Genomic DNA, 11,551 nt, shown 5'->3' with positions numbered 1-11,551 from the left:
CGGAATTGACTGATATGAGCTCTAGCAAGCAACCTGCTAGTACGTCCTTCAAAGCACCCGATAGTTCCCGTTTACAACTTGATGAACAGGGACAACTCCGCCACTTTCTAACCACCGAGGGTCTTTCTAAAGAAACCCTGATAGAGATTATGGATGTCGCCGAGTCATTCTCGAGCGTAGGTCATCAGGCGGTAAAAAAAGTCCCCGTACTGCGTGGAAAAACGATTGTTAATTTGTTTTTTGAAAACAGCACGCGAACACGTACGACGTTTGATTTAGCTGCAAAACGCTTATCTGCGGATGTGATTAATTTAAATATAGCAACGTCTGCAACCTCTAAAGGCGAAAGTATTCTCGACACGATTCGTAATTTAGAAGCGATGCAGGCCGATATGTTTGTGGTGAGGCACTCCGATAGTGGCGCGGCACACTTTATCGCGCGACATGTAGAGCCACATGTCAGCGTTATTAATGCTGGAGATGGAAGCCACGCACATCCCACTCAGGCGATGCTCGACATGTTTACTATTCGTCGAGTAAAGAAGGAGTTTAAGCATTTGAAAGTTGCCATTATTGGCGATATCTTGCATTCACGAGTTGCTCGCTCGCAAATTCATGCGCTTAATACGCTAGAGGTTAAAGAGGTGCGAGTTATTGCTCCGAAGACGTTGTTACCGAGTGATGTTAATTCATTAGGTGTGCACGTGTATGGCGATTTACGTACAGGGCTTGATGATGTAGATGTGGTGATCATGCTGCGTTTGCAACGTGAACGAATGGGCGCTGCACTCTTACCCAGTGAGCACGAGTATTTTGAGTGTTTTGGCCTGACGGAAGAAAAGTTGGCGTATGCCAAGCCGGATGTCACCGTGATGCACCCAGGGCCGATTAATCGTGGCGTGGAAATGGAAGCTGCCGTTGCTGATGGTGCCAATTCGGTTATTTTGCAGCAAGTGACGAATGGCATTGCTATCCGCATGGCGGTGATGACACTTACGCTGGGTCAAAATAAGGTAGTTAAGGGATGAATATACACATCAAAAATGGCCGAGTCGTTGACCCAGCTAATGCCTGTGATGCAGTTAAGGATGTCTATATTGCCAACGGTCAAATTCAATCGGTGGGTGAGAAGCCAGCGGGCTTTGTTGCACAACAGAGTATAGATGCCAGCAATAAATGGGTGTTACCGGGCTTTGTAGATTTAAATGCCAGTCTAAGAGAGCCGGGTTATGAACATAAGGCAACAATACAGAGCGAAACAAAAGCTGCTGTATCGGCCGGCTATACCTCAATTTGTTGTTTGCCAGATACCCAGCCAGTATTAGACACCCCTTCTGTTGTGCAACTGATTTTGGACAAAGCGGCCTTGGCTGGTTCGGCAAAAGTACTGCCATTAGGCGCTTTAACAGTTGGGCTACAAGGTAAGGCGCTGAGTGAAATGTATGCCTTGAAAAAAGCAGGTTGTGTTGCCGTAAGCCAAGCACCCAATAATACGGTTGATAACCAAATATTAAGGCGTGCTTTACAGTATGCCAGTACCCATGACCTGCTGGTGATACTCAAACCAGAAGATATATCGATTAAAGATGATGGTTGTATTCATGATGGCTCGGTGAGTTCTAAATTGGGTTTATCGGGCATCCCTGTTTCAGCAGAAACAGTAGCTATCGCACAGATGATTGAATTAGCCGAAGAAACGGGTGCGAGAATTCATTTAACGGGCGTGTCTTCAGCAAGGGCTGTGACGATGATTGCAAGAGCGCAGGCTACTAATGATGCCATTTCGGCAGATGTACATGCATACCAATTAAGCTTAACTGAATTTGATGTGGGTACGTTTGACGCAAACTATCATACTTCACCACCACTGCGTTCAGTAGAAGACAGAGATGCGTTAGTGGCGGGTGTTGCAAAAGGAATATTGAGTGTTAGCTCAGGTCATCGACCGCATGAGGCAGAAGCTAAACAAGCCCCCTTCCCATCAACTGAGCCGGGCATTTCAAGTTTAGAAACGGTGTTACCATTAATGCTGACACTGGTAGATGAGGGAATATTGGATTTATCTCAAATGGTGAGTCGTTTAACGGATGGGCCATCAGTGACACTGGGGCTGGCAACAGGGCGTCTGTCGGAAGGCGCTCCAGCAGACCTGTGTATTGTTGACCCTGATAAAACTTGGCTAGTTGATGAGGAACATTGGTTTAGCCAAGGAATAAACACGCCTTACCTTGGGCATCAAATGAAAGGCAAAGTAACGCATACACTGGTTAATGGCCACTTAGTTTTCGAGGAATAATGCAAGAAAATACACGAAACACCATCTTTTTAGAAGATGCTGAAATTTTGGCGCAGCAGGCGTTTGAACAAGAGCAATACGTTTTACGCGTGAAGGCGCCTAAGTGTGCAGCCTCAGCACAGCCAGGACAGTTTGCACACATTCAATGTGACCCCCAACGTTTAATGCGTCGCCCATTATCGATTATGCGTGCTTGCGCTTCAGAAGGTTGGGTTGAGTTTTTATATAAGGCGGTGGGTGCTGGGACAGAATTGCTCGCAAAACGCGCAGTGGGTGAGACAATTAACGTGATGGGGCCAATTGGTCGACCATTTGAGTTAAACACCAACAAACCTAGGGCCTTGCTGTTGGGTGGTGGCGTCGGTATTCCTCCCATGATTTGTTTATCAGAGTATATAAAAGACAATCAAACTGAGATAACACCGGTTGTTTTTATGGGCTCAGAAGTTCCTTTTCCGTTTCAAAGAAAGGCATCGGCATTGGCGCTTGATGGTATTGAAGCAAGCGTTAGTGATGGTTTACCATTATTAGAAGAGTGGGGGATTCCCAGCCGTTTAGCCAGTTTGCAAAATTATGATGGTGTTTATCAAGGTTATATTACCGACCTAGCACGCGATTGGCTGAATGCCCTTAGTGAAGCACAGCGGCAACAGGTAGAGATATATTCCTGTGGCCCCACGCCGATGTTAAAAGCAGTGGCTGCATTGGCCAAAGAATTTAATATTTCATGCCAAGTGTCGCTTGAAGAATATATGGCATGCGCCGTTGGTGGTTGTGCCGGTTGTGTTGTTAAGGTGAAGACAAAAGAGGGTGAGGCGATGAAACGAGTCTGTGTCGATGGCCCCGTGTTTGAAGCCAGTACGGTATTCGCCTAACGTGAAAGGCGTTTGCTTGGCCTTGTTGGTGGGCTATTGTGGGCTTATTTTTTACTTATCCCATCAGTCAGCGTTACCAACGCCAGTGCTATTTGCACATCAAGATAAGGTTATTCATGCAATTGCCTATGCTGTTTTAGGTTTTTTTGCGTTAGCTTATTTCACCCAAGTAATCAAAAACGAACAACGAGCGCTCATTGTGGCCTTTATTTTTTCAGCGCTCTATGCGGCCAGTGATGAATGGCATCAGTCATTTATATCAGGGCGTGAGTCGGATTTGTATGATTGGTTTGCTGATATCTTAGGGGCCGGTTTGTCCTTGCTAATCGTTACTCGGTGGTGCTTTTTTAAGGTGAAACCAAGCGGGCGAAATCCCTAAGGGTAATAGCTTGGCTAAAGTAGATAAGGCTTGGAAAATACTAAAACCCACTGAAAGATAATAAAAAGAACCGTGTATAAAGGCGACGCGTGTCTTAAACGTTATGGCATGATTAATTACAGGTGCTCTATCAAAATAAGTTCTGGTGGGCTATTTTTTGTTGCACTAGGTATTTGAATAGTCACCTCGTATTGTTTTTTTGGCAGTGTCTTCGCCCAACTTTTTACAGACTCAGTTTCCTCTCGACCACCAGTATGTCCTGTGTAAGCCAGTATAGAAATAATACCTGGCTGTGCCAACAGGGCAATCGCTGACTCTAATGCCTGAAGCGTAGAGTTTGGCGTCGTTTGCAGTAATTTATCACTACCCGGTAAATAGCCTAAATTAAACATCGCACAACGAATCGAATGAACATCGTCCTTCGTTAAGTAAGCTGATAATTGTGAGTGATCATCTTGTATCAGGCAAACCCGGTGTAATAGTTTTTCTTTGCTTAGCCGTTGCTCTGTTGTGTGCAAAGCGGCGGCTTGTAAGTCGAACGAGTAGACTTTCCCGGCCTCTCCAGTTTGCTGGGCTAAAAAAAGCGTATCAAAGCCATTACCCATTGTGGCATCAACGGCAATATCGCCCTCTGAAAGATAATTCGCAATATTGTTATGTGCTTGGTTAACGAGTGAAATAGTCATGTGTATACCTATTAATATCAGCGGATGTTGGTAACGGCTTAGCGTGAGTTAAGTAACGTAAAAAGCGTTCTGCATGCCACGGAATGAGGAGTGAGCCCTTGGAGCCGAAACCGTTAAAAACGAGTAATTTAGACTGCTCAGGATGCTGGCCTAAAAAGGGGTGCTTGTCGCGAGTACCAGGGCGAATACCAACGTTGTGTTCTAGTCGTTGGGCTTGCCTTAAGTGCGGAAAATACGGGTAACACGCATCGAGTAACTCAAGAGCAGCTTTTTCGTTAGGTTTCTCATCCAGTGGTTGCCATTGCCAACTGGCCCCCAATTTGAGTTGCCCGTTAGCAAGGGGCAGTAACCATTTGCCAAACTGCACAATTTCATTTGGCAAAGGATGATCTGTTTTCAGGGTTAAAATATCACCTTGTACAGGCTGCAAAGGAAGCCATGAAAACCATGGGTTATGTTGTAAGTGGTAGCCATCACAAAAAATTATTTTATCGGCAGTGTGGCCATGCCATTCAACAAATGATGAACTGATGTTAAGTTCACTCAAGTCCATTTGTGCCTTGATGAAGCAGCCTTGATGCAGGAAAAAATCACGCAAATGATCGAGTAAAACAACAGTATCAAGGTAAGCACATTGCTGTTGCTTGAAGCCACCCAAGGATGTTTCTTTTAGGTATTTTTTATCTTTTGCATTGAAACGTTCAGCCAAGAAAGGTGCATACTCAGCCTGATTTTTTCGCTTGTTCCACTGGTTTAGCTCAGCGTCTGATTGGAATAGGCGAACCTGTTCCCTTTCATGCAGAAAGGTGAGAGCAAAGAAATTAGCCAGTTCTGCATAAAGTTCCTTTGCTGCTGTAAGGTATTGTTCGACATGGTCAGTTTTAACTAACCTTTTGCCCGTTACCGGGTTAATTAAGCCAGCCGCGGTGCGCGATGCGGTGTGCGTAAGGCAAGGGTCAAGGAGTAAAACAGAGTGACCTTGTTGAATAAGTCGCCAGCCCAACAAGCTACCGGCTAGCCCTTGGCCAATAATCAGGAATTCAACTTTTTTCTTAGGGGTCAATTTAGCCTTTTTTAAACTTGAATAGTGTCAGCGGTGCCTACCTTTCAATTAGGCTGGAATGGGGGCTATTTGCAGTATCTAATAGGAATTATTTTTTCCAAACGCTATTTTGTGTTGCAAGGTAAAGCGTCTCCACTTTTTTCCTAGCCCAAGGTGTTTTGCGAAGAAACTTAAGGCTAGATTTAACAGATGGATCACTAGTGAAACAACGAATGTTTATTTGCTGGCCTAAACTCTCCCAGCCATAATGTTCAACAAGGCTAGTAACAATCGCCTCAAGTGTAAGGCCGTGTAGAGGGTCTTTGTTAGTTTTCTCGTTCATTCCAATGTTGTCCATTCACTTAATAGGTGCTGATGTTACGCATTTGTAAGCGTTAATCAAGCGTGCCCAATATAAAATTGAGGCTTGTTATGGTTAGTTAACTGTTTTTTCGGCCACAAACTGGGCTAGGCTCTTTAACTGATTATATAAGCTCTTCGAGCGCCTCTTGTGCCGTCAGCCAAGCCTCTTCGGTTTTGGCTAGTTGTTCATCAATGCTGCTTTTTTCTTTAATAATGTCGGCTAATTGTTGCTTCTTATCTTGATGGTATAAATCGCTATCAGCCAGTTTGGCTTCAAGTTGTTGTTGTTTCTCCTGTAATTTATCGAGTTGTTTTTCTGCTTTTCTTAGGGCGTCGCGTAGTGGTTTTTGCTGTTGCCTGTTATTTGCCTGTTGTTGTTTTTGTTCTTTACGAGCATTAACGCTTTTATCGCTAGAGGGGGCGCTGTCATTTTCTTTGGCTTGATTTTTTACCCAGTCGGCGTAGTCATCTAGGTCGCCATCAAAAGGTGTTATTTTGCCGCCAGAGACGAGTAAAAACTGATCAGTGATGGTGCGCAGCAAGTGTCGATCATGGGAAACAATAATCATTGCGCCACTAAACTCTTGTAAGGAGGCACTTAAGGCATGGCGCATTTCTATATCTAAATGGTTGGTCGGTTCATCAAGCAATAATAAATTAGGCTTTTGATAAACCAGAAGTGCGAGAGCTAACCTTGCTTTTTCGCCCCCTGAGAAGGGCGCGATGGCCTCCAGTGTTTTGTCACCATGAAAGCCGAAACCACCGAGAAAGTTTCTTAAATCACGTTCGGTAGCTTTTTTATCCAACCGCTGCAAGTGCAATAAGGGGGATGCATTAGGGTCTAATTGCTCTAACTGGTGCTGCGCGAAATAACCGACTTTAAGGCTTTCGGCACATTCAATGCTGCCGCTTGTTGGCTTGTTTTCTTCTGCGAGAAGCTTAATTAATGTCGATTTACCGGCGCCGTTTGGGCCTAATAATGCAAGGCGATCACCGGGTTTTATAGACAGAGACACATTATTTAAAATGACATTGTCGCTGTAGGCCAGTGTTGTCTTTTCAACTTTGATCAGTGGGTTTGAGACTCGTTCAGGCTTGAAAAACGCAAAGTGAAAAGGAGAGTCAATGTGTGCGGCAGAAATCAATTCCATCCGCTCCAGTGCTTTTAAGCGACTTTGTGCTTGTTTGGCTTTGGTAGCTTTCGCTTTAAACCGATCAACATAACTTTGAATATGTGCGCGTTCTTTTTGTTGTCGTTCAAAATTAGATTGTTGCTGCGCCAAGCGTTCAGCCCTAGCGCGTTCAAATTGAGAATAATTGCCGCTATAAAGCATCGCACTTTGTTGCTCAATATGTAGAATATTGCCGACAACGGCGTCTAAAAAGTCCCTATCGTGCGAAATAAGTAACAGGGTTCCAGCATAACTTTGTAACCACTCTTGTAGCCAAATAACGGCATCTAAGTCTAAGTGATTGGTTGGCTCGTCCAACAATAGCAGATCGGAGCGGCACATGAGCGCCTTTGCAATGTTTAAACGTACGCGCCAGCCACCCGAAAAGCTGGTAACAGGGTTGTTTAAATCGGTGGCTTTAAAGCCCAGTCCATTCATTAAAATAGCTGCCCGCGAGTTGGCGGTGTAGCCTTGAATGGTTTCTAGTTCAGCATACAGCTCGGCGGCACGGTGGCCGTCGTGTTGTTCTTCTGCTTGGGCTATTTTTTGCTGAATATCGCGGAGTTCTTTATCGCCATCGATCACAAATTCAATAGCCGCTTGCTCAGTGGCGGTCAACTCTTGGGCAACGTGGGCAATCACAAAACCCGATTGAATAGAAAAATCACCGCTATCGGGCTGGAGACTATCTAACACCATCGCAAATAAACTGGACTTACCACAGCCATTGGCACCGCTAATGCCAACGCGCTGACCTGCGTGCACGGTAAAGGAAACATTCTCGAATAATACTTTAGTTCCTCGGCGGAGCGATACGTTGCTTAACTTCAACATGTTTTGGGTCGTACAGATGGGAAAGATGGCATTATACCTAAAGCCTGAGAGCGCTGCTTAAACGACAAGTAAGCACCGCCTAATTTGCTTCTGGTATTGATAATGTCATTGAATGTGAGCCGATTCGTTTAGCTGCGGATAGGCTTGTTTATGCGATAATTATATTTTTTATTAGCCCTTGAATTGATGAATCGCGCGCAATCTATTTTACAGTCAACGTTTGGTTACGACGCTTTTCGTGAGCCACAAGGTGAGATTATTCATGAGTTAGAGCAAGGGCGCGATGCCTTTGTGCTGATGCCCACTGGCGGCGGTAAGTCGCTGTGCTACCAAATTCCAGCCTTATTGCGTGATGGCACTGCGATTATTGTATCGCCATTGATTGCGCTGATGCAGGATCAGGTGGATGCGCTTAATCAACTGGGTATTAAAGCAGCCTATTTAAACTCAACACTCGATGTCGCTGAGGCGCGAGAAGTGGAGGCGCAATTATTAAATGGCGCTTTAGATTTATTGTATGTAGCGCCAGAAAGGTTGTTGAACCCTATTATGCTGTCGTTGTTGGAGCGCTGCCATATTGCCTTGTTTGCGATTGATGAGGCGCATTGTGTATCGCAATGGGGGCATGACTTTAGGCCAGAATATCAAAAGTTACGTGTGCTGCATGAGCGTTTTCCACAAGTGCCGCGTATTGCATTAACCGCCACAGCTGATCAACGTACGCGCGATGAAATTATTGCGCAATTACAACTTGAAGGGGCGCGGGTATTCATCAATAGTTTTGATCGGCCGAATATTCACTATGCTATTTCTGAAGGTAATAACCCGAAATTACGGTTGTGGCGCTTTATACAAGAAAATCATGCGCAAGATGCAGGCATTGTGTATTGCCTATCACGCAAGAAAGTAGAAGCGACTGCCGAATGGTTAACAGAACAAGGGCGTATCGCATTGCCTTATCACGCGGGCTTATCGCAAGAGCTTAGGCAAAAAAACCAACAGCGTTTTTTACGCGATGAAGGGGTGATTATTGTCGCTACAATCGCCTTTGGTATGGGCATAGATAAGCCGGATGTACGTTTTGTAGCGCACTTAAGTTTACCAAAAAGTATTGAGGCGTATTATCAAGAAACCGGTCGTGCAGGCCGTGATGGCGAGCCTGCAAATGCCTGGATGGCGTATGGCCTACAAGATGTATTGACGCTGCGACAATTTATGCAAAACTCCAAGGCCGATGAGGCGCATAAGCGTGTCGAGCATAATAAATTAGAATCTATGCTGGGGCTTTGCGAGCTGATTGCTTGTCGGCGGCAAGCCTTGTTAGGCTACTTTGATGAGCGGTTAGAACAGCCATGTGGTGCCTGTGATAATTGCACAACACCGCCTGAAAAATGGGATGGTTCTGAAGCGGCGCAAAAGATTTTATCGAGCATTTATCGTACAGGGCAACGCTTTGGGGTTAATTATATTATTGATGTCTTAATGGGCAAGGCTGATGACCGTATCCGGCAAAACCAGCACGAGCAGTTAAGTACCTTTGGCATTGGTAAAGAATTCTCAACGATGGAATGGCGAACTATTTTTAGGCAGTTGATAGCGCTTGGCTTTATTAATGTTGAAGCAGAAAGCCATGGCTCGCTAACACTGACAGAAAAATGCCGACCAGTGTTACGCGGTGAACAAAAACTGGCGCTAAGAAAGCAAACAAAAGAAGAAAAGCTGACAACAGAAAAAAAGAAGAAAAGCCCTGTTCGCCCACAAGACGAGCCGTTATGGGACGCTTTACGAGCTTTGAGAACGCAACTAGCGGAAGACAGTGGTGTGCCGCCCTATGTCATTTTTCATGATGCAACCTTAATGGAAATGATTAAAAAGCGCCCGGTTGAGATTGGCGATATGCGGTATATCAGTGGCGTGGGTGATCAAAAAATAAAGCGTTATGGCCAGGTTTTTTTGGCAGAAATTGCAAAGTACCCGTTAGCAGAATTATTGAATAATCGGCTTAGCGCAACGGTTAATGAGACGCTCATGTTGTATCAAGAGGGTTTAGATATAAAGGCGATTGCAACACAGCGCGATATGAAAGAAAACACGGTATATGGACATTTAGCCGATGCAATTGAAGCAGGGCTACTGGATGTCAAAGAGGTACTCGATTTAGACGACAGTGAATATCAAGAAATCATCATGACCATAGAGTCTTTGGAAGATGAGTCAAAAGGCCGCATTAAACCTATCTATGAGGCCTTGGATGAAGAGTATGAATACGGCATTATTAAATGCGTTCAAGCCTCTATGTAAGGCAGGCTAACATTGTTAGCCTAGTTCATCATCAGCAATTGAATATTTTGGGTCTTCAATCACGTTAACTTCAATTAGCTTTCTAGCCTTGTGTAATAATTTGATGCACTCTGGGCTTAAATGACGTAAATGCAGTGTTTTGCCTTGCTTCATATACCGCTCTGCCAAGGCGTCAATGGCTTCAATGCCTGAATGGTCAGACACGCGTGAACGTGCAAAATCAACAATCACTTCTTGTGGGTCGTTAATGGGGTCAAACTGATCACGAAAGTGGTGGATTGAAGCGAAAAAGAGTGGTCCAGTTGGCTTATAGATCTTAACGCCATCTTTTTCTTCAATATCAAAGTGCATGTTTTTGGCATGTTTCCAAGCAAACACTAAGGTAGACATTAAGACTCCCACGACAACCGCAATGGCTAAATCAGTTAGCACGGTAACAACCGCAACAGTAATACCCACAAGCGTATCGGAAGTTGGGATGCGGCCCAATAAGCGGAAGCTGGCCCATTCAAATGTACCCAGTACCACCATAAACATCACGCCGACTAACGCGGCAACGGGGATCATTTCAATCAGTGATGAGCCAACTAAAATAAAGGCGAGTAAGAATAGCGCAGCAGAAATGCCTGAGGCGCGTCCACGGCCGCCAGAATTAATATTGATCATGCTTTGACCAATCATCGCGCAGCCACCCATACCACCAAAAAAACCGGTAGCCACATTGGCAACGCCTTGACCAATGCATTCTTTATTTCCACGGCCACGTGTCTCAGTTATCTCATCAATCAGAGTTAAGGTTAATAAAGACTCAATTAAACCAATGGCAGCAAGAATCAGCGCATAAGGGAAAATAATTTTCAGCGTTTCAAGATTTAGCGGCACGCTAGGGAAATGGAATTGCGGTAAGCCGCCAGCAATAGTCGCCACCGGATCGCCAGTCATATCGACAAGCACATCTTGAACGGTACGTAAGTCCATATCTAAGCCAATAGAAATGGCAACGATGGTTAAGATCGCAGCCAATGATGATGGAATGGCCTTCGTTAATTTGGGTAAGAAATAGATAATGGCCATGGTCAGTGCCACCATGCCTAACATTAATGTCATCTGCTCACCTTGTAGCCAAGCAAGCTCGCCGGTGACCGGATCAAGGAATTGAAATTGTTGCAGCTGGGCCATAAAAATAACAATCGCTAAACCATTCACAAAGCCTAACATCACGGGGTGTGGCACTAAGCGAATGAATTTTCCTAAGCGAAAAACTCCAGCCAGCACTTGTAAAACACCCATTAAGACAACGGTTGCAAATAGATATTCAACCCCATGAGTTGCCACCAAGCTCACCATAACAACAGCCAGTGCGCCGGTTGCGCCAGAAATCATTCCCGGACGGCCGCCAATAGCGGCGGTAATTAAACCGACCATAAAAGCAGCATATAAACCGACTAAGGGTTCAACCCCTGCTACGAAAGCAAAGGCAACGGCTTCGGGTACTAGAGCTAGTGCAACGGTAAGGCCAGAAAGAAGGTCACTTTTTAGGCTTTGAGAACGAGAAAGGATAAGTTGAAACATAGGGATTTGCAGACAGTTATATAAGGAGCAT

10 protein-coding genes are annotated in these 11,551 nt (G+C 44.9%); 5 read left to right on the top strand and 5 right to left on the bottom strand.

From position 1 onward, the window contains the following. The first annotated feature begins 14 nt into the window (after positions 1-14). The 4 genes from KUG63_RS11860 to KUG63_RS11845 are packed head-to-tail and all read left to right on the top strand — an operon-like array spanning position 15 to position 3,550. A complete protein-coding gene (locus KUG63_RS11860; RefSeq protein WP_015006951.1) occupies positions 15-1,028 on the top strand; it encodes an aspartate carbamoyltransferase catalytic subunit in 1,014 nt (337 codons plus the stop codon). Beyond that, complete coding sequence (locus tag KUG63_RS11855) at positions 1,025-2,296, top strand: dihydroorotase (RefSeq protein ID WP_015006950.1); 1,272 nt, start codon at positions 1,025-1,027, stop codon at positions 2,294-2,296. The genes KUG63_RS11860 and KUG63_RS11855 overlap by 4 nt, the downstream gene beginning before the upstream one ends. Continuing rightward, complete coding sequence (locus KUG63_RS11850) at positions 2,296-3,171, top strand: dihydroorotate dehydrogenase electron transfer subunit (RefSeq protein ID WP_015006949.1); 876 nt, start codon at positions 2,296-2,298, stop codon at positions 3,169-3,171. The genes KUG63_RS11855 and KUG63_RS11850 overlap by 1 nt, the downstream gene beginning before the upstream one ends. Further along, positions 3,146-3,550, top strand: coding sequence for a VanZ family protein (locus tag KUG63_RS11845; RefSeq protein WP_232228639.1), 405 nt, complete (start codon positions 3,146-3,148; stop codon positions 3,548-3,550). Before KUG63_RS11850 ends, KUG63_RS11845 begins: the two co-directional genes overlap by 26 nt. A gap of 116 nt (positions 3,551-3,666) precedes the next feature. On the opposite strand, the gene KUG63_RS11840 is transcribed toward KUG63_RS11845, so the two are convergent. The 4 genes from KUG63_RS11840 to KUG63_RS11825 form a co-directional block, all read right to left on the bottom strand. Continuing rightward, complete coding sequence (locus KUG63_RS11840; protein ID WP_287555464.1) at positions 3,667-4,236, bottom strand: tRNA (mnm(5)s(2)U34)-methyltransferase; 570 nt, start codon at positions 4,234-4,236, stop codon at positions 3,667-3,669. Beyond that, entirely contained in the window at positions 4,217-5,299 is a 1,083-nt protein-coding gene (locus tag KUG63_RS11835; RefSeq protein ID WP_287555463.1) for an NAD(P)/FAD-dependent oxidoreductase, read from the bottom strand. The genes KUG63_RS11840 and KUG63_RS11835 overlap by 20 nt, the downstream gene beginning before the upstream one ends. An 88-nt stretch (positions 5,300-5,387) precedes the next feature. Beyond that, positions 5,388-5,621, bottom strand: a complete 234-nt coding sequence (locus KUG63_RS11830) for a VF530 family DNA-binding protein (RefSeq protein WP_015006945.1) — start codon at positions 5,619-5,621, stop codon at positions 5,388-5,390. Between the two features lie 142 nt (positions 5,622-5,763). Then, positions 5,764-7,647: an ATP-binding cassette domain-containing protein gene (locus KUG63_RS11825; protein WP_287555460.1), complete on the bottom strand. Its 1,884-nt coding sequence runs from the start codon at positions 7,645-7,647 to the stop codon at positions 5,764-5,766. Positions 7,648-7,833: 186 nt separating this feature from the next. Here KUG63_RS11825 and recQ point away from each other — a divergent pair, with 186 nt between their 5' ends. Next, positions 7,834-9,948: a DNA helicase RecQ gene (gene recQ, locus KUG63_RS11820; RefSeq protein ID WP_287555458.1), complete on the top strand. Its 2,115-nt coding sequence runs from the start codon at positions 7,834-7,836 to the stop codon at positions 9,946-9,948. A 15-nt stretch (positions 9,949-9,963) separates the two neighbouring features. Here the strand turns inward: recQ and KUG63_RS11815 are convergent, their stop codons facing one another. Then, positions 9,964-11,520: a SulP family inorganic anion transporter gene (locus tag KUG63_RS11815; RefSeq protein WP_015006942.1), complete on the bottom strand. Its 1,557-nt coding sequence runs from the start codon at positions 11,518-11,520 to the stop codon at positions 9,964-9,966. Positions 11,521-11,551 lie beyond the last annotated feature (31 nt).

It is taken from the genome of Cycloclasticus sp. (assembly GCF_019090545.1).
GTDB classification, from domain to species: domain Bacteria; phylum Pseudomonadota; class Gammaproteobacteria; order Methylococcales; family Cycloclasticaceae; genus Cycloclasticus; species Cycloclasticus pugetii.
Note: the sequence above shows the minus strand (reverse complement) of the source record. Positions and strands in the feature narration are given on the sequence as shown.

Bases quoted from the DNA above. Each gene is read 5' to 3' on its own strand.
- KUG63_RS11840 (WP_287555464.1), bottom strand. From the start codon at position 4,236: ATGACTATTTCACTCGTTAACCAAGCACATAACAATATTGCGAATTAT.
- KUG63_RS11825 (WP_287555460.1), bottom strand. From the start codon at position 7,647: ATGTTGAAGTTAAGCAACGTATCGCTCCGCCGAGGAACTAAAGTATTA.
- KUG63_RS11860 (WP_015006951.1), top strand. From the start codon at position 15: ATGAGCTCTAGCAAGCAACCTGCTAGTACGTCCTTCAAAGCACCCGAT.
- KUG63_RS11815 (WP_015006942.1), bottom strand. From the start codon at position 11,520: ATGTTTCAACTTATCCTTTCTCGTTCTCAAAGCCTAAAAAGTGACCTT.
- recQ (WP_287555458.1), top strand. From the start codon at position 7,834: ATGAATCGCGCGCAATCTATTTTACAGTCAACGTTTGGTTACGACGCT.
- KUG63_RS11850 (WP_015006949.1), top strand. From the start codon at position 2,296: ATGCAAGAAAATACACGAAACACCATCTTTTTAGAAGATGCTGAAATT.
- KUG63_RS11855 (WP_015006950.1), top strand. From the start codon at position 1,025: ATGAATATACACATCAAAAATGGCCGAGTCGTTGACCCAGCTAATGCC.
- KUG63_RS11830 (WP_015006945.1), bottom strand. From the start codon at position 5,621: ATGAACGAGAAAACTAACAAAGACCCTCTACACGGCCTTACACTTGAG.